This window comes from Rathayibacter tritici, assembly GCF_002932875.1.
Lineage (GTDB): Bacteria > Actinomycetota > Actinomycetes > Actinomycetales > Microbacteriaceae > Rathayibacter > Rathayibacter tritici.
In genome coordinates this window covers 23,000-48,790 of the sequence record NZ_PSWS01000048.1, presented here as the reverse complement: position 1 = coordinate 48,790, position 25,791 = coordinate 23,000, and the positions used below count along the sequence as shown (strand labels likewise).

The window sequence follows — 25,791 nt, the reverse complement described above, 5'->3', positions numbered from 1 at the left end:
ATACTCGGCCCGTGACGTCCGGATCCTCGAACCTGGCGATGAAGCCGTGGCTGACCTCCTACGCGGAGGGCGTGCCCGCCGAGATCGACCCGCCCACCCAGACCCTCGTCGACCTCCTCGACGACTCAGTCGCCCAGTACCGCCGCGGCACGGCGCTCGAGTTCTTCGGCGCCACGACCAGCTACGCCGAACTCGGCGAGCAGGTCGCCCGCGCCGCGGAGGGACTGCGCCGCCTGGGCGTGCGCGCGGGCGACCGGGTCGCTCTGGTGCTGCCCAACTGCCCGGAGCACGTGATCGCCTTCTACGCAGCGCTCCGCCTCGGCGCGATCGTGGTCGAGCACAACCCGCTCTACACTCCGCGCGAATTGCGCCGGCAGTTCGAGGACCACGGCGCCCGATTCGCGGTCGTCTGGAACATGATCGCCGACGTCGTCGCGACGATGCCCGCCGATCTGGGCATCGAACGGGTCGTCTCGGTCGACCTGACGCGCTCCTTCCCGCTCGCCAAGCGCCTGGCGCTGCGGCTCCCCCTGCCGGCCGCGCGCCGGTCCCGCGCGAAGTTGACCGCGACTCCCCGCAGCCGCTCCCTGGTGGCCTTCGCGTCACTCCTGAAGAACCGACGCCTTGCGCGTTCGCACCCGCGGCCCACCCTCGGCGACACGGCGCTGCTGCAATACACCAGCGGCACGAGCGGGACCCCGAAAGGCGCGATCCTCTCGCACGCGAACCTCCGCGCCAACGCGCTGCAGGGCCGGGCCTGGGTGCCGGGCCTGCGGGAGGGCGACGAGACGTTCTATGCGGTACTCCCGCTGTTCCACGCCTACGGGCTGACGCTCTGCCTGACCTTCGCGATCAGCATCGGCGCGAAAGTCGTGCTGTTCCCGACCTTCGACGTCGAGCTCGTGAAGGCCGCCGCGAAGGGGTCGCCACCCACGTTCCTCCCCGCGGTGCCGCCCGTCTACGACGCGCTCGCGCGGGCCTCCGAGCGGAATGAACTCGACCTGCGCGGCATCCGCTTCGCCATCTCCGGGGCGATGAGCCTGCCGGTGGCGACGGTGGATCGCTGGGAGCGCGCGAGTCGAGGGCTCCTGGTCGAGGGCTACGGCATGACCGAGAGTTCCCCCGTCGCCCTCGGCAACCCGGTCGGCCCGACCCGCCGGCCCGGCACGGTCGGCGTGCCGTTCCCGAGCACGACGATCCGCCTCGTCGACCCCGCCGATCCCTCGGTCGACTGCGCTCCCGGCGAATCCGGCGAGCTGCTTCTGCACGGGCCGCAGGTGTTCCAGGGCTACTGGAAGCGGCCGGAGGAGACGGCCGAGGCCCTCCTCCCCGGTGGCTGGCTCCGCACCGGTGACATCGCGACCGTCTCGGGCGACGGCTTCGTGACGATCGTCGACCGAGCGAAGGAGCTGATCATCACCGGCGGCTTCAACGTGTCGCCCTCCGAGGTGGAGGGGGTGCTGGAGTCGCACCCCGATGTAGTGCGTGCGGCCGTCGTCGGGCTCCCCCGCGCCGATGGCGGCGAGAGCGTCGCGGCGGCAGTCGTGCTGCGCGCCGGAACGGCCGTGGACCCCGAGGCGCTCCGCGACTTCTGCCGCCTGTACCTCACGCCGTACAAGGTGCCCAAGCGGGTCGTGCCGGTGGATGAGCTGCCGACCTCACTGATCGGCAAGGTCTTGCGGCGCGAGGTGCGCGAGAGTCTGCTGGACTGACGCGTACCGGTGACGGATCGAGACGGGCGCGGGCGGCGGCCCAGCGGCGAGGAGGACGACATGGCGAGGATCGTGCAGTACGAGCGCATCGGCGGGCCCGAGGTACTCGAGCTGGTCGAGGCACCGAATCCCGTGGCGGGGCCCGGAGCCGTGGTGGTCGCTATCCGCGCCGCCGGCGTGAACCCGATCGAGTGGAAGGTGCGCTCCGGACTGCGCCCGAGCCCGCCGTTCGACGGTCCCCGGCGGCTCGGGTCGGACGGCTCCGGAGTGATCGTGGCCGTCGGTCCGGGTGTGGTGGGGTGGAGCGTCGACGACCGGGTGATCGTCAGCGGCGCCACCGGCACCTACGCCTCCGCGCTCGCCGTCTCCCCCGACGCGCTCGACCCGCTCCCGGACGGACTCGGCTTCGAGGAGGCGGCGGCTCTGGGCATCCCGGCCTCCACCGCCTACCAGGCCGTCATCTCGCTCGGAGTCGCGGAAGGATCGTCGTTCCTGGTCCACGCGGGTGCCGGAGCGGTCGGTCGCGCTGCGATCCAGTTCGCCGTCGACCGGGGTGCCCGGGTCATCGCCACCGCGAGCCCGGCGAACCACGAGGTGTTGCGCGGACTCGGAGCGGTGCCTGTCGCTTATGGGCCGGGACTACTGGAGCGGCTGCGCGCCGCGGCGCCCGAGGGCGTCGACCGCGTGCTCGACGCGGCGGGGACGGACGAGGCCCTGGAGGCCTCGCTCGCGCTGGTCGCGGATCCGCAGCACATCGGCACGGTCGTGGTCGGCGCGCGGGCCGCCGAGCTCGGCATTCGCGCCTGGATGGGCGGGAGTCCCGTGCCGCTGACCGAGGAGGAGCAGCGCCTCCGCCGCGAGGGCGTGCCGCTGGCGGCCCGGCTGGCGAGCGAAGGCCGCTTCTCGGTCGAGATCGGCCCGCGCCTCCCCCTCGAGCAGGCCGCCGAGGCGCACCGGCTCAGCGAGGACGGGCACGTGCGCGGGAAGATCGTGCTCGTGCCGTGAGCCGGGTCCGATCCCCGCGCCGCCCGTCTCGCCCACCGCGTTCACCGCTTCCACCGCTTCCACCGCTTCCACCGCTTCCACCGCTCTCACCGTCGAGAAGGAGTCCTCGTGTCCACTGACGACACCACCCCCGTGATTCTGGGGGGAGCCCGCACCCCGTTCGCCCGCTTCGCCGGGCTATTCGCTCCCCTGTCCGGCGTCGAGCTCGGCGCCGTCGCCGTCCGCGGGGCCCTCGACCGCTCGGGCGCCTCAGCTGCCGACGTCGACGCGGTCGTGCTCGGTCAGGTGATCCAGGCGGGAGCCGGCCAGGGACCGGCCCGACAGACCGCCGTCCTCGCGGGCCTGGGCTGGGACGTCCCGGCGGTCACGATCAACAAGCTCTGCCTGTCGGGCCTTACCGCCGTCATCGACGCCGCGCGGATGATCAGGCTCGGCGAGGCGCAGGTCGTCGTGGCCGGCGGGCAGGAGTCGATGACCAACGCGCCGCACCTCCTGCTCGCCTCCCGCTCCGGTCTGGGCGTCGGCGCACGTCCGCTCGAGGACGCCCTGCTGCATGACGGCCTGCTCGATCCGTTCGACGGGCGTCTGATGGGACGGGTGACGGACGATGGCACCACCGCGCGGGGCATCCGCCGCGACCGCCAGGACGCGTTCGCCGCGCTGTCGCATCGGCGAGCCGCGCAGGCGCGGGCGACCGGCGTACTCGCCGAAGAGAGTGTGCCGGTCGCGGTGCCGCAGCGTCGCGGTGCGGATCTCGTCGTCTCGGCGGACGACGGGATCCGGGAGGACAGCACCGTCGAGACGCTCGCTCGCTTGGCCCCCGCGTTCTCGCCGGAGGGCACGATTACGGCGGGCAGTTCGTCGCCGATCACCGATGGAGCGGCCGCTCTCGTGGTCGTCTCGCGCGGTTGGGCCCGGGAGCGCGGGCTGCCGTGGCTCGCGACGATCGCCGAGCACGGCCAGGTCGCCGGGCCGGACAACTCCCTGCACTCGCAGCCGTCGGCCGCGATCCTGCAAGCACTCGGCAGGCGCGGAGCCGCGGTGACGGATCTCGACCTGATCGAGATTAACGAGGCGTTCGCGTCGGTGGTCCTGCAGTCGGCGGACGACCTGGGCGTCGCACCCGAGTCGATCAATCTCGACGGCGGGGCGATCGCGCTCGGCCACCCGGTGGGCGCTTCCGGCGCCCGACTGGCCCTGCACCTGGCGCTCGCGCTGCGCCGCCGAGGCGGGGGGCTGGGCGTTGCCGCACTCTGCGGCGGCGGCGGGCAGGGCGAGGCACTGATCCTCGAGGGCTGAGCGCACCGGTCACCGTCCGCGCAGGGCATCGAGCCCCCGTCCTCGGGGGAGAATCGCCGCACCCAGGAGGGGCAGTGCCGTCATCAGCGCGAGCATCGCCGTCGCGTCCGTCGCCGCGAGCCGGAGCGCCAGCGGCGACCACGGCAGGAGCACGACCGCCGCGCCCAGTCCGGTGACGACGCCGACCCCCGTGGTGAGGGCTGCCTGCACAGCGAGCATGAGGAGCAGGCGCCCGGTCGAGAGGCCGAGGCTGCGGTAGAGCGCGATGTCGGCGCGCTGCGCGAGCCAGGAGGCCGCGAGCCCGAGCGCGCAGAGCAGGGTGCCGAGGAGTGCGCCGATTCGGGAAAGGCGCCCTTCGACCTCCGCGTCGAGCGCTCCGATCCCGCCGAGGGCGGGGGCGATCGGGGCGGCGGTCGTCTGGAGGTCGGCCGGGAACCAGGAGGCGGCGAGTGCGCCGACCGCCGCGGCCGCGCCCGGCTCCGCTTCGACGAGGCACTCCTGAACGGTTCGACCGGCCGGCTCGACCACGACCAGCGCCCGATCGGCGAACGGCAGTCGAGGCGAAGGGCCGGCGATCTGGTCCACCCGCGTCTGCGCCGCCGGATCGCCGTCGACGAGCCCGACGACGAAGCCCGGACCGAGGAGGCCGGCGCGCTCGGCGAGCAGCCGGCCCGCCACAGCTGAGGCCGGCAGGTCGGTTCTGAGGGCGTCGCCCGGCCAGAGGACTCGGGGGAAGCCGGCCGTCACCTGCAGCAGCGAGATCGCCGATCCGTCCGCGTCGTGGATGGTGCTCGTCGCGATCGTGCCGCCCGCCGCGACAACTCCCTCGACCCCGCGCAACTCCTCGCACCTCGCTGCCGGGAGTGGCCGGCGCTCCGCCGCGGTGATCGAGACCACCGTCGCACCGTCGGTGACGAGCGCCGCGGCCTTGGCCTCGAGTGCGCCGATCTCGACGGAGGTGAGGGTCGGCACCAGCAGCCCGGCCAGCAGCGCGGCAACGGCAGCGAGCAGGCCGGGCCAGGGGCGCGCACGGGCGTTCCGCGCCGCCTCGGTCACGACCGAGTGCGCTCTGAGGCGTCTCACCGCGGTTCACCGCGCTCGAGTAGTCCGTGCTCACGTGTTGTGTGCTCGCGTACTTCGTGCTCGAGCACTCCGCCGTCGAGCAGCACCGCCCGATCGCACGCCGCGGCCACAACCGGATCGTGGGTCGCGACGATCACTGCCGCACCCGTCGCCGTAGCGCCGAGAAGCGCCCGGATCACGAGCGCGCGCGACTGGGGATCGAGCGAGGCGGTCGGCTCGTCCGCGAGGATCACCTCGCTGCGGGCGACCACCGCGCGCGCCACCGCGATCCGCTGCCGTTCCCCTCCCGACAGCTCGTGCACCGGCCGGTCGCGCAGCCCCGCCACCCCGACCGCGAGCAGCGCACGGTCCGCCTCCGCCTCCGCCTCCCGTCGCCGTGCGCCCCGCGCAAGTGCGCCGAGCGCTGCATTGTCGAGGGCCGTCCGCCGAGCGAGGAGAGGAGTGGACTGGACGATCCAGGCGATCCGCTCCGGCGGCACGGTGCGGATTCGACCGGAATCCGGGCGGAGCTGACCGGCGAGTACCGCGAGCAGCGTCGACTTCCCGGCGCCCGAGGGACCGCAGAGCGCGACCGCCTCGCCCGCCGACACCGAGAGCGCCACGTCCTGCAGGACCGGGCGGCCACCGAACCCCACCCGCACAGTGGACGCCTCGATCAGCATCGACGACTCTCTCGCTGCGGCAGCTCGGAAGGTAGTGGACGCCCCGGTCAGCACGGCGGATCCCCGGTGCCGGCGGCCACCAGTACCTCATCCCCACTCGCCAGGTCTCCCGAGACGGTTGAACGGCCGAGCGAACTCGACTCCACAGCGACCTCGCGCCGCTGCGCCGCGCCTCCCGCCGCGCGCGCGAGCACGCAGGTGCCGTCGGTGCCAAGCGCCGCGCTCGGGACGACCACGGTGCCCGCTGCGGCATCCGCGACCAGCACCCCGTCGGCCCGGGCCCGGTCGTCCGCGACGAGCCGCTGCAGATCGGCGAGTCCGGACGCAGCGATACTGCGCCGGTCCTCCGACAGCGGCAGCGCCGTGCCGACGATCTCGAGCCGCTCGCTCTCGGCCGCGGTAGTCGCCTCCTGCACGCCCGTCGCGCCCCCCTCGCCGGCGTCGGCCGTCGTCACCGCGTCCAGGACGGCGGAGGTCACGGCCGGCCGGGTCGTGGCGAGGGACTGTCCGGGCGCCGGTGCGAGCGCGCCGACGTACAGGGCGGAGGTCGCGATCGTCACCTGGCTGCTCGGGAGGTACACGAGCCATGCCGGGTCGAAGGTCTGCAGGTCCGCTGTCCCGGGCACTCCGAGGGAGTGAGCGAGCTCCCGGACCGCGCGCAGCGTGGGCACCGTGAACCGGTGGGAGTCGGGCGCGTCGAGGTCGAGTCCGCGTAGCAGCTCGTTGAGAGCCGCGGCGTCATCCCCCTCGTCGCCGACCCGCAGCTCCGTCGAGAACGGCCGCTCAGAAGCGACGGCCATCCGGTCGATCCCGGCGATCGTCGCGATGATGTCCCCGCTGCGCAGCACGGCTCCCGGACTCGCGCTCGACGCCTCGACCACCCCGCTCCAGGCCGGCGCGTAGAGCTCGGGCGCGGCGGCCCGACTCAGCACCACTCCGACCGTCCTGCGCTCGTGCTCCGCGCCCGGCTGCACCGGAGCCCAGACGTCGACCGGGGGTGCGAGACCAGCGGACGCGGTGGAACGCTCGAGCAGCACGAATCCTGCCACCGGCAGCACGGTCCAGGCCACTAGTCCGAGCGCGAGCAGGGTCCGGGCAGCGATCACCGAGCCGCGCCGGAGCCGAGCCGCCCAGTGCCGTTCCACACCGCTCATGATCAGTACCCGGCCGTGAGGGAGGGCAGATCCGGGTAGAGGCGTGCCCCTTCGTGCTGCACGCATTCGAGCACGGCGTCCCCGTTCTCCTCACCGACCGACTTCACGAACTCGGCGATGACGTCGGCCTCCGGTGCGGGGTCGAGCCCGCGGGCGTGAAGGCAGGCGGACGTCGCCTCGACCAGGGGCGGATCCATACTCTGCGGCTGCGACAGTTCGTAGGCCTTGGCCACGCTCGTCCAGTGCACGGCGTTGCACTCGTCGATGTCGGCGAGAGCCGCGGACTGCTCGCGGCTGCCGAAGTCGGAGCTGAACTCGTAGCGCACCCCGTCGACGGGGCTGACGACGGGACCCTCGACCGTGACGCCGTGCTCGGTCAGACACGACTCAAGACGGGCGAACGCCTCGTCGTACTCCTGGAAGGTCACCGCGCCGTCCTCGAGTGCAGCCTGCTGCTGGGCGTGACCCGCTTCCCCCTCTTCCTGGGCGAGGGCGCGGATCTGCGCGGCTCCCATCGGCTGGCCCGGTGTCGGCACGGCAGGCGCGGTGGAGCAGCCCGCGAGTGCGGCCGCGGCGAGGACCGCCGCGACCGCACTCTTCAGTGATCGACTCACGTCGACCGCTCGTATCCGCCGTTGATGGTGTGGTTGCCGTGAACCGTCGATCCCGCAGGCTTGTCCATCGACGTGCTCACGTTCCCCACGCTGTAGGCCCAGGGGCCCACCTTCGCGTCGGCGATGGGCCGGGCCCCGGCCGTCTTGTTGCCCCAGCAATAGCCGTCGAACGAGGTGAAGGCATTGGCCCGGTCGTTCTTGGCGTCGCTGCGGTAGTAATAGGTGCCGGAGTTGCAGCCGCCGCCCGGCTGGACCTGCGACTGACCGGACCCGTAGGCGAGAGCCGGCGTGGCCGTCAGCCCGGTGAGGAGAGCCGCCGCGGCGACCCCCAGGAATGCTGCTCTCCGTGTGTGTCGGAACATGATCCTCCTTTCGTGGAGCGGGACCGTCCCGCTCCTGAATGGGACGACCCGACGTTATCTCGCGTTCGCACATCAGTATGGCGGAAACTGGCCCCGATCCGTCCGAGCTGCACAAAATGGCCACAAATTGACCCTGTGGAGGAGCATTTGCCCCCCGGCTCGGCGTCAGGAGCCCGTCGGTGCCTCCGACTACGCTCGCGGCATGAGCATCCTGAGCGCTGAGGGCCTCGCCTTCGTTACCGAGCGCCACCTGGCGACCCTCTCCACCCCCGGCCTCCAGGGCCGCCTGCACGTGGTCGCCGTCGGCTTCACCTACGAGGACGGGGTCGTCCGCGTCATCACCTCCCGGGAGAGCCAGAAAGTGCTGAACGTGCGGCGCGGTGGCACCGCGACCGTCAGCCAGGTCGACGGCATCCGCTGGCTGAGCCTGGGCGGCCCCGCGACCATCGAGGAGGAGCCGAACGCTGTGCAGCATGCCGTCGAGCTCTACGCCGCGCGCTACCGCACGCCGCGGCCCAACCCCCTCCGCGTCGCGATCCGTATCGACGTCGACTTCGCTCTCGCCTCCTCCGGACTCCGCGCGGAGTAGCTGGATGACCCACGGTGACGCACTGGGCGGGGGCGGTGCACTCTCCTCTCTCCGTACCTACCGCTACGCGCGCCTCTCCCTGGTCGCGGCCGTGGTACTCCTCGGAACCGGCCTCGCCTGGCACTTCGCCACCGGCGGCCCGCTGCGCTCGATCAGTGCCTCGTACTACACGCCGATCCGCTCGCTCTTCACCGGAGCGCTCGTCGCAGTCGGCGTCGCGCTGGTCGTCCTCGCCGGGAGGAGCGTGCGACGCTTCCTCTTACTGTTGGCGGGCATGACGGCGCCGGTGATCGCTCTGGTGCCGGTGCCGCTCACCTCGGAAGAGCTGCGGCGCCTACTCGGAACGGCCTGCCCGGGCGGCGCGACGGCGTGCCTTCCCGACCGGGCCGCAAAAGAGGTCGCCGCGTCCCTGCCCGCCTACCTGATCACCGCCGCCGCTGTCCTGCTGACCTCGGTGGTCCTGCTCGCGCTCGACCGGGTTCTGGACCGCTGGGCGCTCGTCCGCACCGGGATCGCGGCCGCTCTCCTGATCGCGCTGGCCGGATGGAGTACGTTCCCATCCTTCCTGCGCCTCGGCCACTACGCCGCCGCCGGACTCTTCTTCTTCCTGATCGCCATCACCGCCGGCATTCACGCCGCTGCTGTGCGGGAGGAGGGGGCCTCAGGACCAGGGACGCCCCGCTTCTACTCCCGCTGCTACGCCGCCCTCGCGGTGCTGATCGCCGCGGTCGACGCGACCCTGATCGCCCTTCTCCTCAGCGGACGCGGCACGGAGCTGCTGGGCGAGCAGTGGCTCCTGCTCGGCGAGGCGCTCGCGCTCGCCCTCTTCGGAGTGTTCTGGGTCTTGCAGACGGTCGAGAACTGGGACCGCCCCGACGCGCTGCTCCTCGCGCGGCGGTGAAGGGGCAGGAGGAGGCAGTCCCTGCGGACCGCGTCCTCCTGCTGGCCTCACCGAATCAGCGTGATCGACGGGCTCCGACCGTCGTTGCCGGCGGCATCGTAGGCGTGCGCTACCAGGGTGTAGCGACCGTCCGGGTATGTCCACGACTCCAGCGTCAGACGCCACGAGCCGTCACTGGCCTTCGTCGCATCGCCCACTTTCGTCGTGCCGCTCCAGAAGCTCAGGCGAGTCGTGCCGACGGCGTCCTTCGACGAGGCGACGAGCGTGACCGAGCCGCGCACCGTTGTACCGCTGGTAGGAGCCGTGATCGCGACCACCGGCGCGGTGGTGTCGCGCGCGGGAGTCGGACTGGGGCTCGACGTCGGACCCGCGCCGAGGTCCCAGGCATCCCAGAGCACGTCGGCGATCAGCGCCTGGCCCGCCACGTTGGGGTGGAACCAGTCGACAGTCGTCGAGAGCTTGTCGAGCCCGACGGGTGTCGCTGACAGCGCTCCACCATCCCAGACGCAGCCGTTCGACGTCGCTGAGCACGCCGCCGCGAGACTGCGATTGAACTGTGCCGATCGCTCAGCTGCGGCCGCGACCGACGCCGAGTACGCCGTGCCTGTGAGCGCCGCACCAGTCTCGGCGTCGACACCTCTCGTGGTGCTGCAGACACCGGCTTGGGCCCAGATCAGCGCTCCGAGAGTCGGCTTCACGACTTTCCACTCGCCCGTCACGTTCGGCATCGAGGAGACGAGCACGGTCGCTCTCGGCCACGCCGCCGAGATCGAGCGCATGATCCCAGTGGCTGAGGAGGCGAAACCTGCCGCAGACGTCATCGCGTACCCGTCAGCGGCGCTCGGCTCGAGCGTCAGCGAGCAGAGGTCGTTCCCGCCGATCAGAAGGGTGACGACGTCGGGCTGCTCACCCGCCGCGACCGCCGCGGAGATCCGCGACGTCACTCCGCTGATGAGGCTGCCCGACTTCGCGTAGTTCGCTGTCCGCACGGACGTCGTTGAATCCGCTGCCTCCAGTCTGGTCGCGATTGACCTGACTGCGCTCGCAGACCCCGTCGCCCAGGAGTTCTCCGCGCAGTCGCGGTTGATCCCGCAGGTCGTTGCGGCCCGCGTGACCGAGTCGCCCAGCGCGAGTACCGTGCGCGTCTGCGCCGCCTGCGCCGGCTGAGCGATGACGAGGCCGCCGAGCAGCGCCAGCGCTGCCACCCCGACCCCGGCCATCCGTCGTCCTGATCGTCCTGCTGTCTTCCCCATGTCTGTACCGTTCCCGAGTGTCGTAGAAGTGGAAACGCGAGCCGAAAGGGCCGCGAGCGCCGAGCGTATGTTCGGCGTTCTGCTCGCCAAGCGCGGCGGAGAGCGGCTCCCGCTCAGCGGACCCCGTACGGGGGACTCCGGGCGCGATCCAGGGTTAGAACGCGCCAGAATTGCAGGAACGAACCTCCACCAGCATCACCGCGACGCTCAGCCCGTTACCCGCGCCGATCAGCAGCACGCGGTCACCGACCGACAGCACCTTCCTCTCGACGAGATCGGACAGCGCCAGGATCTGATCGCTGACCCCCGTGTGCCCGATCGAGCGTCCGTACTCCCAGCAGTTCGCCTCGGCGAGGCCGCCGAAGATGTCCTCGTACACACTCGCGCTGATGCCCCTGCCCACATTCGGGTAGACGACGAACCGCGCCGGCCGTTCGAGAAGGGGAAATCGAGCCAGGAGGCGTGACCGCAACGACCCGAGGGCCTGCGCGAAGACGGACCGAATCCTGTCGTCGCCGTACTGGCGAAGGTATGCACGCTTCGCCGAGCTGACGTCGTAGTCTCGGCCCGGCTCCTGCCCGTTCTCCTCGCTCGGCTGCTCAAAACGGTAGAGCCGTTCGAGCTCGCTGCCCTGCTCGACGTCGAGGTGGAGGATCTCGAGCGGACCCGGGCGACATGCCAGGACGACAGCGGAGGCCGCATCACCGAACACGGTGCCGCTGTCGGAGGACCAGCGTTTGAACAGCGACCCACCGAAGCGGTCCGCGCCGATGATGAGCGCCGCAGAACGCGGATGCAACCGCAGATGATCCGCGGCGATCCGCATGGCAACGAAGGCTGCGTTGCAGCCCTGGCTGAGCGAAAAGGCGAGCGCCGCCGAGCTGAGCTGGAGTTCGTGGTGGGCGAAGCTCGCCGGCGGCCAGAGCGTCGTGTGACCGTGACGGTGAATGGATGTCCACGCCAGCCAGTCGACGGTATCCACGTCCACCCCCTCCAGAGCGCGCCGCGCCGCCGTCACACCCATCTCCGCCGGGAACGCCGCGGGTTCTACGGCGACGCTGGTGAAGTCGTCCTTGTCAGCACGCTGTGGGTCGTAGGAGCCCGCCTCGACGGCGTCCCGCACGGTCTCTCGACTAGTGGGCAGCCACGTCCCGAGTCCGAGGAGAAAGAGCCTGCTGCGATCGCCCTGTTCCGGCCAGGCGCTCATGTGGTCTCGAGCGCCTGCATCAGGTCGACGAGAATGTCGTCACCGTGCTCGAGACCAACGGACAGCCGGATGAGGTCGAGTGGTATCGGGGGTGTTCCCGGCGTCGCGACCACCTGCCGATGCGTACCAATCGCGGGGATCGTGGCAGTGCTCTTCACTCGGCCGAGGTCGTTCGCCCGCCATACCAGCTTCAATCGATCGAACACCCGAGTGGCTGCCGTGATTCCGCCGACCGGACGGAAGCTGAGGAGGAAGCCGTACCGGTGGACGAGGTCGGCCTCGTCTCCGCTGTCGACCAGCACCATCTGCCGGGCTAGCTCGTGACTCGGATGCGATGCCAGCCCTGGATAGAACACGTCGGCGACACGATTCGACGCCTGGAGCTGTTCGGCAATGGTCAACGCGGAGCAGGACATCGCATCGACCCTGCGCCGGAGGTCCCGAATTTCATTCAGGATCATGAATGCCGTGAAGGGACTGAGGACAGCACCCATATCCCGCACCGGCCCGCGGCGGAGATAGTCCGCGAAGTCCTCGGCCACCGACGGGTCCGCAACAGAGGACGTGATGCCCCGCCTGGCGACCACGGCGCCGGCAAGGCTGGTCCCACTGGCGCCCGCTGCTTTGCCCAGCGCGTGGACCACGATGTCTGCTCCCAAGCCGAGCGGACGCATCAGAGCCGGCGTGGCCAGTGTCGCGTCGATAATGAGAGGAGCGCCGGCATTATGCGCGATAGCGGCGAGAGCGGGGATATCGACGAGGGAGAGTAGCGGGTTGGCGGGAACCTCCGCGTAAACGAAACGCGTGTGCTGGTCGATTCGCGCAGCCCACTCCTCGGGGGAGGCGTTCTCCGGGATCCACCGTACCTCGACTCCCCTCTCCTTGGCATAGCGTTGTGAGAAGACCATGAAGGTCGCTCCGTAGCAGGCAGCGGAGGCAACGATATTGAGGGGCCCGTCCGGCGACACCGCGAGGAAAGGTGACGTGGCGAGCGTCACGGCAGCCATTCCGGACGGTGTCGCGACCGCTGACACTTCGCCGTCGACACAATAACCTTCCAGAGCAGCGACCACGGCTTCGAGGGTGCGAACGGTCGGATTACCCAGCCTGCTGTAGATCCACCCGTCCGTCTCGCCCGAGAGCGCCGACTCCATGTCGGCCGCTGACGAGAAGTGCTGGGCGGTCGTGAGATAGAGCGGAGGGATGATCGATCCCTGATTCCGTGCCGCCTCGTCATGGCCGTACCCGGCAGAACTAGCCAGGGTATCGAACCGCATTCCCGTCGTCATCGTCTTTCACCGCCTGCACCGACCGCAGACAGTGCGTGACGGTCGGCATCAGCTTCCTCGATTCGACGAAGAATTTCGGCCGATCGGATGGAGGTGAGACTCAATGACCCGCCGTCGCCGATTCCGTGACTTCGCTCGCACAGGCCGTTCAACGCGACCACCCCCGAAACATCGTGCGGGGCGTTCGCGAAGCGGACAGCGTACCCGCGGTCGACCTGGAGAGCTCCGAGCGCGGGCTCCTGCCACTCTGACAGGCCCTCCAGCAGCCCGATCCTCGGCAGATCTCCGGGAGTTGATCCGGTGGTGACGAAGCCCGTCGCCAGCACGACGAGATCGAACAGGGCGCCCTTCACCTCACCCGTCGCGTGGTTCTCGAGTATCAGACGCACACCGCCGGACTCGTCGGCTGCCGCCTCGACGACCTCGGTCAACCGATGCAGCTCGATCTGCTCGCGCCCGCGGAGCTTGTCGTAGTACATCTGCCGGTAAAGCTCTTCCAACACGTCCATGTCGCACGCGCCATAATTAGTCCTGATGATATCCCGATCTATCCGCTGTTTTACTTGTGCAGAGGCGTGATAGTACATGTCAGTGAATTCTGGGAAGAACGCCTCGCTCATGAAGGGGCTAGTGTCCTTCAGCGGGAAGGCGTATCTGCGCATGATTGAGTGGACCGAGATGTCAGGATACGTCTTCGTGAGGTGAAGCAGGATCTCACCTGCGCTCTGGCTGCTCCCGACCACTGCGACTCTACTGTCAGGCCCGAGTCCGGCGAGTACCGGTGTGGTTCTGGTCCGATACTGTGCTTGATGAACGACTCGGTCCGTCTCCAGCCCCGCGAACTGTTCCGGTACATTCGGCTCCCGGCCGGTGCCGACGACCACGTGCCGCGCGTGATAGTGATTCCCCGAAGTAGTGACGATGTGGTAAGCCCCTCCCCCGGGGACGGTCTCGTCGTAGGTGAGCGTCTGCACTCGCCGATTGCAATGAAGGCGGTTGTCGAACTGCTGCGCCACCCACTGGATGTACTGTGCGTAGTCGGGCCGCAGCGGCATCAACATATCCATGTTGAGATGGGAGAACAGGAGCTCGTTTTCAACCAAATAGTTGAGGAATGTATATTTGCTTCGAGGATTGCGGGGCGTGACAAGGTCTCGGTACGGGATGTTCTGGATATTCGAGTAGGTGTCGAGGCTGATCTCGAAAAGCATTTCCTCCTGCCAGATCGGCGTTTCCGAAGCCTCGAGGAATAGCCAGTCCTCGTATCTACCCGATTCTTCGAGCGCAATCGCCAGAGCGATATTCGATGGCCCGAAACCGATACCAATGATGTCGTGTACGTGCATCCTTTTTTTCCTCCTCATTGCAGCTCCGCCTAGTGCACGGAAGTGGCGTACTACCGGGCGAGCGCGCTACCGGGCGAGCGCGTCGGTCGACGCTGATCAATTCGTGGTGTCGAGCACCGATACGTCCGAGGGTCCAGCGTTCTTCTCGCGCTTCTTCGGACCACGGAGGCAGGCAACGATGGCGAGCGACATCGCACACGAGACGCTTCCCGTGTACAGGATGGGCTCGTAGCCGCCGACGTGGTCGTGCAGGACCGCGCCGACCTGGCTGCTCAGTGCGGCACCGACTTGATGGACGGCCCACAGCACCCCGAGCAGCAAACCGCGGACCCGCGCAGGGTAGGACTCGACGATCCACACCGTTGTCGCAACGACGGTCATCAGGTAACTCGAACCGAAGACGACTCCAAAGAACTGGACCACGACATCGTTGGGACCGACGGCGAGCAGCAGAACTGCCGAGCCACGAAGCAGGTAAGCGGCAAGCAGGACGCCTCGAACGAACCCGCGATCGCAGAGAAGGCCGGCGATGAAGGCACCGATGATCTCCGTCGATCCGATCAGGATCATTGCGCTGGACATCGCCGTCGAGGTCACCCCATGATCGGCCATATCGGGCATGAGGTGAACGTCGACGAATGCCATCGTGGCACCGCAGGCCATGAAGGCGAGCGCGAGCGGAGCGAACGGCACGCTCAGCGCCGCTGTCATTCCCCGGAGGCGACGCTGAGGTGAGTCCGACACCGAGCGCGCCGCCGGTTCGACGATGCGAACGGTGAAGGAGAGCGGGAGGAAGACGACGATAAAGACGCCCCCCAGGACGAGCATCACGGACTGCCATGTCGTGACGCTCTCCAGCCAGATCCACAAAGGAACGAGGAGGATGAAGCCGAGGGCGGTCCCATTGGTCAGGAGGGCGTAGAAAAAACCTCGCCGCTCGGGAGGAAAGGCGCGATCGGCGAGCACACCGATCGGGATGTACGAGAGCGACGCGTAGCCGATCGCCCCCAGCGTTCCGTACAGCACCGCGAGAAGCACAAAGTTCTGAGCGAAGGACAGGGAAACGAACATCCCGGCCGACACGACCAGGCCGCTGCGAAGGACCACCAGTGGACCGAGCCGGTCCGAGAGCACACCGACGATCGGCGAGGCCACCGCGATGGTGAGGGCGAACATCGTCGTCGCCAGTGCGAACGCACCTCGGGGCTCGCCGTACGACTCGGCCATCGGCTCGAAGTAGACCTGCACGGTGTTTTTCAACGACGATCCCATCACGGAGATGAGGACCGCGACGCCTGTTATCCACAGGACCGACCGCGCGAGCCGACCACTCGGAGCGTTGTCCATCGTGACTTCCGACATGCGAACCTCCTGACGTCCAGCGGGGATTGAGAGGGAATCAGACGACTCCGGGTCGATCGAGGGTCTCTTCCTGGCCGACGTTCAGCGACCCTATCCCCTAACCCGACGGATGCTCGCGTCCGCGTTCGGGTGACATGGAGCGTCAGTCGCCCACATGCCGCTCAGCGTCATCGACGCGCCCGGGCCGAGGTCGTCGGTCGAGTGGACACCTCGTGATCCGCGAGGAGGCACGGCGCACCACCACGACGCCGGGGCCTGCCACCCTTCTGGTCGGGCAGACGTCGGTATCGTTGAGCGCACCTCACCGAGACCGCTGCTCACGAATCGTCGGCACTCAAGTTTCCGCTGATTGCTGGAGGACCGCGACAGGAGTGAGTCCTACTCCGGTACACCGGCCCCCGCGAAGACCCCACTCTCGAAGCGCTTTCAAGGCGCGAGCAACGGTGACCCCCCTGCGCTCGGAACGGTCACGGAGACCGGTCCGACCAGCCCGACCCAGCCAGGGAACGTCGGAACCTCCCGTCATCGTCGACGAGTATTCCTTCTGGGCCAGACGATCATGTCGGAGTGGATGCCGCGCAACCGCCCTTGGCTGACGTCAGACGAATGCTGAGATTACCCTCGGCCAGGAGGAACGCAGGGCCACCTCACGTCCGACCGACCACAGCGGTCAGGCTCTACTTCTTCGGCCCCACAGCCGGGAGATCGGTGATGCGGTAGCGCGCTCGCCGCGACGCATCGATATAGGGTCGGAAGGCCGCCCGGAGCTTCTGTCGGTTTCTCGGAGAGAGGTCAATCTCGTAGACGTCGTCGTCGATCGAGAACTGCACCGTCGAGCCGTCGGGTGCGAGCACGCCGTCGAGATCATCAACAAGGGTCACTTTGATTGCCACTCCCCCAGTGTGCGCTAATGATGGGGCTGGACACAATTCGCCGCGGCATAGGCCGCCGAGCGCGCCAAGCGAGCACTGCGACCGGCTCATCAGCGAGAGTGGCCCTCTTCACCCTTTGGGGGGTCGAATTCCCACGGATGCCCGGCTGGGAGCCCGATACGGTCGAGCAGCGCCTAGCCTCGCACGGCAGGCGGTTACCGACAGGCCCGAAACGCACAAGACCCGCTCAGAAGAGCGGGTCTCGCGCCGAACATTCTTCGGCACTCGCTTGCGCGGATGAGCCGAAGAAAAACACTCTGGTGGATCCGAGGGGATTCGAACCCCTGACCTCTTCATTGCGAACGAAGCGCGCTACCAACTGCGCCACGGACCCGTGCCTCCCGAGCCGTCACCGGCCCGAACAACTCGTCCACATTAGCACGGCCGAGCGGGCACCCTGCCTCCGCGTCAGGCTCCGCGCCTGCGCTGCAACGCCTGGTCGAGGTCGATTGCGTCGACACCGTCGACGACGCCCATCGAGGCGAAGCGGGAAGAGGGACGGTGGGCCTCGGGAGCCGACGCGGCGGCCCGCGGGGCACGCAGCGGGGCCACCTCGGGCGCGTTCGCGGCGGCGCGCTGGGCGCGCTCCGCCTCCGCCGCCGCCGTGCGCAGCCGCTCGACGGCGTCGATCGAGGCCATCGCCGAAGCGGCGACCGTGCCGCGGGAGAGGTAGAGCGGCTTCGGCAGCGGCCTCGGCGTCCAGCTCGCGCGGTCCTCGTCGAACTCCTCGGAGGCCGTGTCCGCCTCGTCCTCCGCGAGTTCGGCCTCGAAGACCTCGGCGCGGCGCCGCTGGGTCGCGGCGGCTGTCGGCACGACCGCGGCCGGAGCGGCGGTACGGCGGCGACCGGGCGCCAACAGGATCAGCGTGCCAAGGCCCGCGACCAACAGGAGCAGGCCGACAAGCGGCACCGCCCCCGTGCCGCCGAACGGCAGCATCACGAGCCCGACCAGCGCGGCGACCACGCCGACCAACACGGTCAGCGCGGCTCCCTGACGCCACCGCAGGGCCGAGGGCCCCGACCGTGTGCTCCGCCGTGCGCTCGCGGCCGCCCGTCGCAGCGCCTCGCGCGCCGCCTTCTCCGCCTGTGCCAGCTCCATCGTCTGTGCCTTCTCTTCGGCTCGTCGTCGTGTCTCGGTCACCCGGAGCCGGCGCTGCTGCAGCGCCACCTCGCGGGCTGTCGCCTCCGCACGCACGTGCTCGGGCACCTCCGCGGTCTCGGCGAGGATCCGCAGCGTCTGCTGCAGCCTCACCGCGTTGCGCTCGGTCGCGTTGTACGACCGTCGGCGCATCCACGTGGGGATCAAGTAGGCGACCCACAAAACAGCGGCGAGCGCCCAGACGACGCCCCCGCCCAGCCAGTCGCTACTCATGCGGACAACGCTAGGAGTACCGGGTACTTCCATCCGTCATTACGGGTAGGTGTGTCCGTGTGAATCGCGGATCAGGCGGGGCCCGGTCGGAGGGACACCGGCGCCGTCGGAGGGGCCGGAAAGCCCGGAGCGGCGAGACGCGCGGAGATCGACGTCACTCGGCACGCCGACATCGGATGGGACCTGCCCGTCCAAGAAGCGGCGGAGCACTCCGCGCGGCACCTCCTCCGCCACCAGCGCGAAGCAGAAGTGGTCGCGCCAATCGCCGTTGATGTGGATGAAGCGGCGCCGCAGGCCCTCGTAGCGGAAGCCGAGCTTTTCGACCACGCGCAGGCTCGGCCGGTTCTCGGGACGGATGCAGATCTCGATCCGGTGCAGGCTCAGGTCGAGGAAGGCGTGGTCGGCGGCAAGAGCCACGGCGAGCGGAGTGATGCCGCGGCCGGCAAAGCGCTCGGACACCCAGTAGCCGATCGAGCCGGACGACAGCGAGCCGTAGCCGATGTTCGAGATGTTGAGCTGCCCGGCCAGGTCGCCGTCCCAGTCGATCAGGAACGGTACTCCCCCGCCGGCGCGCGCGTTCTGTTGCAGCGAGCGGATGCTGGCGCGCACGTCGAACGCGGCGCCCCCGCGCGGGTCGGACGCCTCCCACTGGCGCAGCCACGATCGGTTCGCGATCAGCTCGCGCTCCAGAGGACGGGCGTCGCGCACGCGGATCGGGCGGACGGTGACACGACCCTCGGTGAGCGTCGGGATCGGGAGCGGCATGATGCGACCCTACTGCTCCGCCGCGCCGCAGGAGGGGACTGGACTCTGCGGCCGCCGGTGCTCTCGCCGGATGCAGGAACGGACGGGATCCCCAGCCGCAGCAGGGGGTCCCGTCCGTCCGACGCGGCGAACGAGTCGGGGCTCAGAGCCCGGCGACGAAGTCCTTCAGCCACGGCTTGAGGTCGGTGCCGAGGTCCTCGCGGTCGGAGGCGAGCTGCACGATCGCCTTGATGTAGTCGAGCTTGTCTCCGGTGTCGTAGCGGCGGCCGCGGAACACCACGCCGTAGACCCCGCCGAACTCGGCCGGGTCCTGGGCCATGCGCTCCAGCGCGTCGGTCAGCTGGATCTCGCCGCCCTTGCCCGGGGCGGTGTGCTCGAGCACGCCGAACACGTCGGGCTTCAGCACGTAGCGTCCGATGATCGCGAGGTTCGAGGGGGCGTCCTCCTTGGAGGGCTTCTCGACCAGGCCGGTGATCCGCACCACGTCGTCCTCGTCGGTTGTCTCGACCGCGGCGCAGCCGTAGAGGTGGATCTGGTCGGGGTCGACCTCGAGCAGCGCGACGACCGTGGTGTCGCGGCCCTCGGCGACCTCGATCATGCGCGAGAGCAGCGGGTCGCGGGCATCGATCAGGTCGTCACCGAGCAGGACGGCGAAGGGCTCGTCGCCGACGTGGCGCTGTGCACGGGCGACCGCGTGGCCCAGACCCTTGGGCTCGCCCTGGCGGACGAAGTGGACGTCGGCTAAGTCGCTGGCGTACTTGACGTGCTCGAGCTTCTTGTCGTCCTTCTTCTTCGACAGGTTGTGCTCGAGCTCGGGCACCGAGTCGAAGTGGTTGGCGAGCGCATTCTTATTGCGCCCGATGATCACGAGCACGTCCTGAAGACCGGCGTCCGCCGCCTCCTCGACCACGTACTGGATCGCCGGCTTGTCGACGACCGGCAGCATTTCCTTGGGGATGGCCTTGGTCGCCGGCAGGAAGCGGGTGCCGAGGCCGGCGGCGGGGATGACGGCTTTGCGGATTCGAGTGCCCATGGGGCGTCATCTTAGCGGCGGTGGAAGTCGCGGACGTTTCGCGCCAGAACCGGCACCAGAGAGCGCCGAACTCCGTTCCGAAATGCTGCGAGAGCGACGTCCCTCAGCGCCCCGCTCGCACGGCTCAACCGAAGGCCCGGTTCTAGACTGAGCGCATGCCAGCCGACATCACGCATGAGAAGCGGGCGCTGCGCGCCGAGCTGCGCGAGCGCCGCCGCACGCAGACCTCGACCGCCCGCGAACAGGCTGCGGAGCAGATCACCACCCACCTGATCGAGCTCGCCACCCGTCTCGGCGCCCACTCCCTCGCCTGCTACCTCTCCGCGGCAGACGAGCCGAGCACCCGCCCGTTCCTGGGCTGGGCCGAGAGCCACGGCATCCGCGTCCTCTTCCCCATCTCGCGCCAGGACGGCCTGCTCGACTGGGCCGTCGGCGATGGACACACCGAGACGCAGGGCCTGTTCGGCATGCCGGAGCCGGTCGGTCAGCTGCTCGGACCGATCGCGATCAATGACGTCGACCTCATCGTGGTTCCAGCCGCGACCGTCGATCGGCAGGGGATGCGGATGGGCTGGGGCCGCGGCTACTTCGATAAGACGCTGGGCTCGATGGAGAAGTGCCCGCCCGTCTACGCCGTCGTCTTCGACAGCGAGCTCGTCGACCGGGTGCCCAGTGAGGTTCACGACCAAGCCGTCGATGGAGTCGTCACTCCCTCCGGCATTGTCGACCTGCGCCACTGACTCGTCTTCTTTCTCCCCCACTCGCCTCCGAGGAGCCCCCCTGTGCCGACCTACTCCTACCGCTGCACGCAGTGCGGCAACGCCTTTGACATCCAGCAGAAGTTCACCGACGACAGCCTTACCGAGTGCCCGAGCTGCCAGGGGGCACTGCGGAAGGTGTTCAGCGCGGTCGGCGTGACCTTCAACGGCTCCGGCTTCTACCGCACCGACTCACGCTCGGGCGGGACGTCGGGCGACGGCGGCTCGGGGTCGTCGGGATCGGAGTCGTCGGGATCGGGGTCGTCGGGATCCGGGACGTCCGATTCGTCGTCCGGAGCGTCCGGTGCCGGCTCCTCCGGTTCGGGCTCGTCCGGCTCCGGCTCGTCCGGCTCCGGCTCGTCCACGTCGTCGTCCTCAGGATCCTCCGGCTCCTCTTCCTCCGGCGTCTGACCCGTCACCCACCACCCGGCCCGAGAAACGGAACGACCATGATCAACGGCTTCAAGGAGTTCGTCCTCCGTGGCAATGTCATCGACCTGGCTGTCGCCGTCGTCATCGGCGCAGCCTTCACCACGATTGTGAATGCGATCGTGACGGGCATCTTCAACCCCCTCCTCGGCGTGATCTTCGACGCCTCGTCACTCGACGCCCTCACCTGGACCATCCGCCCGGGCGAGAACGGCGACGACCCGACCGTCCTCGCCTACGGAGCGGTCATCTCGGCCCTGATTCAATTCGTGATTATCGCGTTCATCCTCTACTTCGCATTCGTCCTGCCGATCAACCACCTCAAGAACGCCGCCTTCGCCAAGAAGGCCGCCGACGCCTCCACTACCGACGCCAAGGCCCCGACCGAGCTCGAACTCCTCGCCGACATCCGCGACCTACTCGCGAAGAACAGCGCGAGCTGAGTTGTTCTGTCTTCTTCCGCCGAGGCGCAAGAAGACCGCAGTCGACTTCCACACACGGGCGCGTTCCACAGAGCGTCCCGCGAACGGCGCGCCCGAAACGCTGACACGCGTGTCGTCCAGACACCTCCACCGTGGGGAGACCGAGCGGGCCGCGAGGGTCAGTAGTGCGGCGGAACGTCCTGGCGCAGGCGGGTATCGTTCGGGCCGGTGTCGGGTCGCGCAGGTGTCGCGGCGGGGTCTGCGGCCGGAGCGTCGTGCGGGGACGGGTCGGTGCCGGGCTTCGCGGGGAGCGTCGCCCGGCGGCCGCCGCGAGTACGCCGCAGCGGCCGGTCCTCACCCGCGGGAGCGTCCGGATCCGGCGCCACAGTCAGTCGCGCGAAAGCGGCTCGACGGGCTGCGTCTCGCCCGACGCAGGAGCAGCAGCGACTGCGGCGACACCGGGAGCGGCAACCGACTCCTCACCCGTCGCGCCGATCAGCCCGGCCACCCGCGCGGCCACGGCCTCGGGGTCGGCGAACAGCTCGAAGTTGTGCACCCGCAGGTAGTGCCAGCCCAGCCGGCGCAGCAGCTCCGGGCGCAGGCGCAGCGACACTCGCAGGCTCTGCGTGCTCACATCGCGATCGGTCTCGACCACCACGGCCCGAGTCCCGTACGCGGCGACCAGCGCGAGCTTGCCCTTGTGCCCGATGTTCACCCGGAGGCCGCGGCGCTCCAGGCGCGCGGCGAGATCCACCAGCATCGGCTCGGAGTAGTCGTCGCGGTCGCTCGGCTGGACGCGATCCTCCGCCTCCTGCAGCACCTGGGCGAGCGCGACCATGCCATAGCGCATGCGCGACTCGTCGATGTCGCCGGGGCGGAAGCACGAGACGATGTCCATCGACCGACGCGCGCGGGTCATCCCGACCGCCAGCAGGCGCTCTCCGCCCGGCTCCGCGAGCGCACCGAAGTTGGAGAGCAGACGGCCGTGCGGAGTACGACCGTAGCCGATCGAGAAGATGACGCGGTCGCGGCTCTGCGCGACCGACTGCTCCAACGTCACCACGGTGAACGGCTCGGGTCGGTCGCCGAGGATGAAGTCGCTGAGGTCGGCGCGCTTGGCGAACGCCGTCAGCACCGCCTGCTGCACCCGTACCGCGTGGCGAGGGCTCGCGGTGATGACCATCAGCGACTCCCGCGGACGGATCACGGCGTGCTCGAGCACCAGCTCGACCACCTTCGCGACCTCGGCGTCGACCGACTCGACGGCTCCGGAGTCGTTCTCGGGCATGCCGTGCCCGCTCGCGATGTAGTGGAAGCGCAGCGAGTCGTGCCCGAGGAACGACCCCGCCCACGGCAGCGCGTCGAGGCGCCCGCCGTAGAAGCGACGGTTGACCAACTCGGCCAGGTCCTCGCCGCCCGCGCGGTAGCTGCGGGTCAGCGTGACGGTGTTCAGCAGCTCGCCGAGGCGGGCGAGCGCCGACTGTGCGTGCAACGCTTCGACGTCGGTGCGCGATGCGGTCGAACCGAACTCGGGCGTCTCATCGACGCGGAGGCCGAACGGGGTGGGCGTCTGCGTGACCGGGTCGCCGAACGCGACGACCTGCTTGGCGCGACGGATCGCTCCGACGTTCTCGGCCAGCGTCGTTGCACCCGCGTCGACGAGGAACACCGCGTCGAAGGTCGTCTCGGTGCCGATACGGTGCACCTCGTACGGCGAGGCGAGCCAGGCCGGAGCAAGCACCCGCGAGAGGTGCGGCGCCGCCTTCTGCAGCTCCTGCGGCGTCGTCGACGACTCGGTGCGCAGCAGCGCCCGGAGCGCGTCACGCTCCTGGGGCCAGTCGACGAGCCCGATCTTCCAGGTCTCCGAGAGCTTCCAGGCGAGCAATTCCGCGCTGGAGGCGGCGTGCGCCTCGTCGACGAGCTTGAAGTCGGCCTCGAGGCGGTCGAGCACGCCGGTGTTGCCGCCGAGCAACGCACGCTCGTCGGTCAGCATGATCTCGAGCGCCGAACGCCACCAGGCGAGGTCGAGTTCCCCCGCGACCAGCTCGGCCGGCACGTGGCGGCGCGAGAGGTCGGTGAGCAGCGGATCCAGGCCCCAGTCGCGCAGGGTCGCCAGGAGGGTTGTGCGCTCCTGCAGATTGGCCAGCACCTCGCTGTCCTCGGCGAGCCCCGAGATCATCGACGCCAGCTCCGCGAGCGGAAGGGAGGCCAGCTGGAGGTTGGTGCCTCGACGGCCGAGCGGCTCGTCGAGGCGGCTCAGCTGATCCGTGACTGCCTGGTAGGCGACCTGCACGTCGGCGACGCCGACCGGGACCTCGGGGATCGTGCCCGCGACCGCGTAGCGCTGCCACAGCGTCCGCTGTTGCTGCACCCGGCGCAGTGCCGCGTTGAGGTCGGTCACGTGCGCTCCGGGGCGCAGGTACTCGCGGGCGAGCTTCTTCAACCGCCGCCGGTTGGTCGCGGACATCTCGGTGGCTTCGCGGCGCGGGGAGGTCGCGACGATGAGGTCCTGGATCGAGCGGTCGAAGACGGCCGGCTGGAACTTGTCGAGAGTGTCACGGACGTCCTGCAGCAGGCGCAGGTAGATGCCGAGCTCGGCGACCGACTCGAACGGGCGCATCCGGGTTTGGCCGATGACGTCCTGACCACGGTCGAGCAGGCGCGGCAGGTCGCGCAGGTGCAGCCGCTTGGCCAGCTCGTGCGCGATCTCGGCGTCGGCGGTGGAGTCGAACTGCGCACCGTACCAGGGCGAGTCGCCCGGGCCGAACCGGAATTCGCCCAGGCGCGCGGACTCGATCAGCATCCGCGTCGCCTCGGGGCGGCTGTGGGCGAGGGCGGTGACGCAGCGGCGGTCCAGGCGGGCGGCGGTCGAGGGAGGCGTGCGCAGCTGCGAGAGGCGCGCCAGCTCTTCGAGGGCTTGCAGGGCCGAGACGCCGAAGCTCTCGTCGCGGCGGGAGAGCGCACCGCGGTAATCGAGCAACACCTTCCGTAGGCGCAGGAGCGCGTCGTCGATCTCGCTGACCGAGGGACGCGCGGCCTTCTCGTTGCGGCCGATCGACTGGATGAGGTCACGGCGCAGCGTGCGCGGACCCACCGCGATGCCGCTCAGGCCCGCCGAGAGCAGGCGCTGGTGGATGCTGTCCAGGCTCGAGCGCCGGGCGCTGACGACGAGCACGCGCTTGTGCTGAGCTGCCAGGGCACCGATGGCGTTGACGATCGTCTGGGTGCCGCCTGTGCCAGGGAGGGTCTTCACGACGAGCGAGTTGCCGGCCGCGATGTTCGCGATCACCTGCTCCTGCTCGGCATCGGCGTCGAGCAGGAGGGTGTCGGTCGCCGGCGGCCGTTCGTCCTGCGGGATGATCGACGCCACCTTCTGCGACTGCTGCAGGGCGCGCTTGGCAGCCGGGTTGCCGGCGACCGCGTCCAGCACCGGGTGCTCGAGCATCCGGGCGTCGCGGAGCATGTCGCCTGCGACGTCGGCGAAGCTCGACACCACGAGGCGGGGGTGCACGGCGAACCAGGGCAGGTGCGACGTCAGTCCGCGGAGCTGGTCGATGACCGGCTGCGGCTTGAAAACGCCGTTCTGCACGGCGAGTTCGACGAACTGCTCCGGATCGATGGTGATGCCGAACTGCTGCTTGAGGGCGCGCACCAGCTGCGGGTTGAAGTAGGGCTGGCCCTTGAGCTTGAGCTCGAAGTCGCGGCCGTAGCGACGGATCGCGAGCGGTCGTAGCAGCACGGGAGCAGTGAACTCCGTGTCGCCGGCGCGCCACTGGGCAAGGCCGATCGCGAGGTGGACGCCCTCGATACCGCGGACCGAGCGCAGCTCGATCCCCTTGTCGGTGATCGCTCCTGCCGCGATCTTGGCCGTGCGCAGGGCGAGCTCGTCGCGGATGAGCGAGGAGAGCAGCGTGGTCTTCCCCGAGATGAACGGGGGCAGCCCGCCGGGGTGAGTGGTCGAGAGCTCGATGCGGGTGCGGGGCGAGTCGACGAAGTGCAGCAGGGGCGATGGACCGCCCACCCCGGCGAGCTCGTCGCGCCACGACTGCCAGACCGGATCGGCCACGTTGCCGCCCTGGTAACCGGCCTCGCCGCTCGTCACCTGGACGGGAGAGGTCGCCGTCGGGGAGAGCCGATGAGCGGACGCCTCCCCCTGGTCACCGGACTCGGGTGAGGTCGCCACCGGTCCGGCTCCTGGAGAATCGTCGACTCGTTGCACACGGATACCCTAAACCGGGGACCT

General features: G+C 69.5%; 23 protein-coding genes, 1 tRNA gene and 1 pseudogene. 8 read left to right on the top strand and 17 right to left on the bottom strand.

The features are described 5' to 3' along the window. Positions 1 to 11 precede the first annotated feature (11 nt). The 3 genes from C5D07_RS07570 (at position 12) to C5D07_RS07560 (ending at position 4,016) form a co-directional block, all read left to right on the top strand. Positions 12 to 1,712 (top strand): long-chain-fatty-acid--CoA ligase, encoded by a 1,701-nt coding sequence (locus C5D07_RS07570; protein ID WP_257722297.1) that lies wholly within the window; start codon positions 12 to 14, stop codon positions 1,710 to 1,712. A 60-nt stretch (positions 1,713 to 1,772) separates the two neighbouring features. Continuing rightward, the gene (locus tag C5D07_RS07565; protein WP_068254594.1) at positions 1,773 to 2,717 is read left to right on the top strand and encodes an NADP-dependent oxidoreductase; all 945 of its coding nucleotides are present in this window, start codon (positions 1,773 to 1,775) and stop codon (positions 2,715 to 2,717) included. Positions 2,718 to 2,825: 108 nt separating this feature from the next. Further along, on the top strand, positions 2,826 to 4,016 hold the full coding sequence (locus C5D07_RS07560) for an acetyl-CoA C-acyltransferase (RefSeq protein ID WP_068254596.1): 1,191 nt from the start codon (positions 2,826 to 2,828) through the stop codon (positions 4,014 to 4,016). Positions 4,017 to 4,025: 9 nt separating this feature from the next. Here C5D07_RS07560 and C5D07_RS07555 read toward each other — a convergent pair whose 3' ends face one another. Genes C5D07_RS07555 through C5D07_RS07535 form a run of 5 tightly spaced genes read right to left on the bottom strand, consistent with a single transcriptional unit; the run spans position 4,026 to position 7,891 of the window. Next, entirely contained in the window at positions 4,026 to 5,099 is a 1,074-nt protein-coding gene (locus C5D07_RS07555; RefSeq protein ID WP_068254597.1) for an ABC transporter permease family protein, read from the bottom strand. Next, positions 5,096 to 5,761, bottom strand: a complete 666-nt coding sequence (locus tag C5D07_RS07550; RefSeq protein WP_104259047.1) for an ABC transporter ATP-binding protein — start codon at positions 5,759 to 5,761, stop codon at positions 5,096 to 5,098. Before C5D07_RS07550 ends, C5D07_RS07555 begins: the two co-directional genes overlap by 4 nt. A gap of 47 nt (positions 5,762 to 5,808) precedes the next feature. After that, on the bottom strand, positions 5,809 to 6,915 hold the full coding sequence (locus tag C5D07_RS07545) for a hypothetical protein (protein WP_068254600.1): 1,107 nt from the start codon (positions 6,913 to 6,915) through the stop codon (positions 5,809 to 5,811). A gap of 2 nt (positions 6,916 to 6,917) precedes the next feature. After that, positions 6,918 to 7,529: a hypothetical protein gene (locus C5D07_RS07540; RefSeq protein WP_068254602.1), complete on the bottom strand. Its 612-nt coding sequence runs from the start codon at positions 7,527 to 7,529 to the stop codon at positions 6,918 to 6,920. Next, positions 7,526 to 7,891, bottom strand: coding sequence for a hypothetical protein (locus C5D07_RS07535; protein WP_068254605.1), 366 nt, complete (start codon positions 7,889 to 7,891; stop codon positions 7,526 to 7,528). Before C5D07_RS07535 ends, C5D07_RS07540 begins: the two co-directional genes overlap by 4 nt. Before the next feature lie 202 nt (positions 7,892 to 8,093). On the opposite strand from C5D07_RS07535, the gene C5D07_RS07530 reads away from it, so the two are divergent. Continuing rightward, entirely contained in the window at positions 8,094 to 8,480 is a 387-nt protein-coding gene (locus C5D07_RS07530) for a pyridoxamine 5'-phosphate oxidase family protein (RefSeq protein ID WP_068254615.1), read from the top strand. A 4-nt stretch (positions 8,481 to 8,484) separates the two neighbouring features. Continuing rightward, on the top strand, positions 8,485 to 9,381 hold the full coding sequence (locus C5D07_RS07525) for a hypothetical protein (RefSeq protein WP_104259046.1): 897 nt from the start codon (positions 8,485 to 8,487) through the stop codon (positions 9,379 to 9,381). Between the two features lie 47 nt (positions 9,382 to 9,428). Here C5D07_RS07525 and C5D07_RS07520 read toward each other — a convergent pair whose 3' ends face one another. The 10 genes from C5D07_RS07520 to galU form a co-directional block, all read right to left on the bottom strand. Further along, on the bottom strand, positions 9,429 to 10,634 hold the full coding sequence (locus C5D07_RS07520) for an SGNH/GDSL hydrolase family protein (protein WP_104259045.1): 1,206 nt from the start codon (positions 10,632 to 10,634) through the stop codon (positions 9,429 to 9,431). Between the two features lie 154 nt (positions 10,635 to 10,788). Then, positions 10,789 to 11,757, bottom strand: a complete 969-nt coding sequence (locus C5D07_RS07515) for a ketoacyl-ACP synthase III family protein (RefSeq protein ID WP_170063522.1) — start codon at positions 11,755 to 11,757, stop codon at positions 10,789 to 10,791. 80 nt (positions 11,758 to 11,837) lie between these two features. Further along, on the bottom strand, positions 11,838 to 13,130 hold the full coding sequence (locus C5D07_RS07510; RefSeq protein ID WP_104259043.1) for a trans-sulfuration enzyme family protein: 1,293 nt from the start codon (positions 13,128 to 13,130) through the stop codon (positions 11,838 to 11,840). Further along, a complete protein-coding gene (locus C5D07_RS07505) occupies positions 13,127 to 14,476 on the bottom strand; it encodes a SidA/IucD/PvdA family monooxygenase (protein ID WP_167542369.1) in 1,350 nt (449 codons plus the stop codon). Before C5D07_RS07505 ends, C5D07_RS07510 begins: the two co-directional genes overlap by 4 nt. Before the next feature lie 96 nt (positions 14,477 to 14,572). After that, complete coding sequence (locus C5D07_RS07500; RefSeq protein ID WP_068254634.1) at positions 14,573 to 15,838, bottom strand: MFS transporter; 1,266 nt, start codon at positions 15,836 to 15,838, stop codon at positions 14,573 to 14,575. A 677-nt stretch (positions 15,839 to 16,515) separates the two neighbouring features. After that, the gene (locus tag C5D07_RS07495) at positions 16,516 to 16,731 is read right to left on the bottom strand and encodes an Lsr2 dimerization domain-containing protein (protein ID WP_167542370.1); all 216 of its coding nucleotides are present in this window, start codon (positions 16,729 to 16,731) and stop codon (positions 16,516 to 16,518) included. Between the two features lie 297 nt (positions 16,732 to 17,028). Then, positions 17,029 to 17,104 (bottom strand) — tRNA-Ala (locus tag C5D07_RS07490). Positions 17,105 to 17,178: 74 nt separating this feature from the next. Then, positions 17,179 to 18,141 (bottom strand): hypothetical protein, encoded by a 963-nt coding sequence (locus C5D07_RS07485; RefSeq protein ID WP_068254639.1) that lies wholly within the window; start codon positions 18,139 to 18,141, stop codon positions 17,179 to 17,181. Between the two features lie 39 nt (positions 18,142 to 18,180). Then, positions 18,181 to 18,906, bottom strand: coding sequence for a GNAT family N-acetyltransferase (locus tag C5D07_RS07480; protein ID WP_084415966.1), 726 nt, complete (start codon positions 18,904 to 18,906; stop codon positions 18,181 to 18,183). A 142-nt stretch (positions 18,907 to 19,048) separates the two neighbouring features. Continuing rightward, positions 19,049 to 19,939 carry a UTP--glucose-1-phosphate uridylyltransferase GalU gene (galU, locus tag C5D07_RS07475; protein WP_068254640.1) on the bottom strand — a complete coding sequence of 297 codons (891 nt, stop codon included), beginning with the start codon at positions 19,937 to 19,939 and terminating at the stop codon, positions 19,049 to 19,051. 155 nt (positions 19,940 to 20,094) lie between these two features. Here galU and C5D07_RS07470 point away from each other — a divergent pair, with 155 nt between their 5' ends. Next, on the top strand, positions 20,095 to 20,679 hold the full coding sequence (locus tag C5D07_RS07470) for a 5-formyltetrahydrofolate cyclo-ligase (RefSeq protein WP_068254642.1): 585 nt from the start codon (positions 20,095 to 20,097) through the stop codon (positions 20,677 to 20,679). Positions 20,680 to 20,721: 42 nt separating this feature from the next. Further along, positions 20,722 to 20,862, top strand: a pseudogene (locus tag C5D07_RS16320) (FmdB family zinc ribbon protein); the annotation flags it as partial. 14 nt (positions 20,863 to 20,876) lie between these two features. On the opposite strand, the gene C5D07_RS16315 reads toward C5D07_RS16320, so the two are convergent. Further along, positions 20,877 to 21,116, bottom strand: a complete 240-nt coding sequence (locus C5D07_RS16315) for a hypothetical protein (RefSeq protein ID WP_068254644.1) — start codon at positions 21,114 to 21,116, stop codon at positions 20,877 to 20,879. Between the two features lie 30 nt (positions 21,117 to 21,146). On the opposite strand from C5D07_RS16315, the gene mscL reads away from it, so the two are divergent. Next, complete coding sequence (gene mscL / locus C5D07_RS07460) at positions 21,147 to 21,569, top strand: large conductance mechanosensitive channel protein MscL (RefSeq protein ID WP_068254647.1); 423 nt, start codon at positions 21,147 to 21,149, stop codon at positions 21,567 to 21,569. Between the two features lie 367 nt (positions 21,570 to 21,936). Here mscL and C5D07_RS07450 read toward each other — a convergent pair whose 3' ends face one another. Next, positions 21,937 to 25,731 carry a DEAD/DEAH box helicase gene (locus tag C5D07_RS07450; RefSeq protein WP_249028192.1) on the bottom strand — a complete coding sequence of 1,265 codons (3,795 nt, stop codon included), beginning with the start codon at positions 25,729 to 25,731 and terminating at the stop codon, positions 21,937 to 21,939. Between the last annotated feature and the right edge of the window lie 60 nt (positions 25,732 to 25,791).

Excerpts from the sequence above, each read along its gene's own strand:
- C5D07_RS07565 (WP_068254594.1), top strand. The coding sequence starts at position 1,773 with ATGGCGAGGATCGTGCAGTACGAGCGCATCGGCGGGCCCGAGGTACTC.
- C5D07_RS07550 (WP_104259047.1), bottom strand. The coding sequence starts at position 5,761 with ATGCTGATCGAGGCGTCCACTGTGCGGGTGGGGTTCGGTGGCCGCCCG.
- C5D07_RS07545 (WP_068254600.1), bottom strand. The coding sequence starts at position 6,915 with ATGAGCGGTGTGGAACGGCACTGGGCGGCTCGGCTCCGGCGCGGCTCG.
- C5D07_RS07535 (WP_068254605.1), bottom strand. The coding sequence starts at position 7,891 with ATGTTCCGACACACACGGAGAGCAGCATTCCTGGGGGTCGCCGCGGCG.
- C5D07_RS07530 (WP_068254615.1), top strand. The coding sequence starts at position 8,094 with ATGAGCATCCTGAGCGCTGAGGGCCTCGCCTTCGTTACCGAGCGCCAC.
- C5D07_RS07525 (WP_104259046.1), top strand. The coding sequence starts at position 8,485 with ATGACCCACGGTGACGCACTGGGCGGGGGCGGTGCACTCTCCTCTCTC.
- C5D07_RS07520 (WP_104259045.1), bottom strand. The coding sequence starts at position 10,634 with ATGGGGAAGACAGCAGGACGATCAGGACGACGGATGGCCGGGGTCGGG.
- C5D07_RS07510 (WP_104259043.1), bottom strand. The coding sequence starts at position 13,130 with ATGACGACGGGAATGCGGTTCGATACCCTGGCTAGTTCTGCCGGGTAC.
- C5D07_RS07505 (WP_167542369.1), bottom strand. The coding sequence starts at position 14,476 with ATGCACGTACACGACATCATTGGTATCGGTTTCGGGCCATCGAATATC.
- C5D07_RS07500 (WP_068254634.1), bottom strand. The coding sequence starts at position 15,838 with ATGTCGGAAGTCACGATGGACAACGCTCCGAGTGGTCGGCTCGCGCGG.
- C5D07_RS07485 (WP_068254639.1), bottom strand. The coding sequence starts at position 18,141 with ATGAGTAGCGACTGGCTGGGCGGGGGCGTCGTCTGGGCGCTCGCCGCT.
- C5D07_RS07480 (WP_084415966.1), bottom strand. The coding sequence starts at position 18,906 with ATGCCGCTCCCGATCCCGACGCTCACCGAGGGTCGTGTCACCGTCCGC.
- galU (WP_068254640.1), bottom strand. The coding sequence starts at position 19,939 with ATGGGCACTCGAATCCGCAAAGCCGTCATCCCCGCCGCCGGCCTCGGC.
- C5D07_RS07470 (WP_068254642.1), top strand. The coding sequence starts at position 20,095 with ATGCCAGCCGACATCACGCATGAGAAGCGGGCGCTGCGCGCCGAGCTG.
- mscL (WP_068254647.1), top strand. The coding sequence starts at position 21,147 with ATGATCAACGGCTTCAAGGAGTTCGTCCTCCGTGGCAATGTCATCGAC.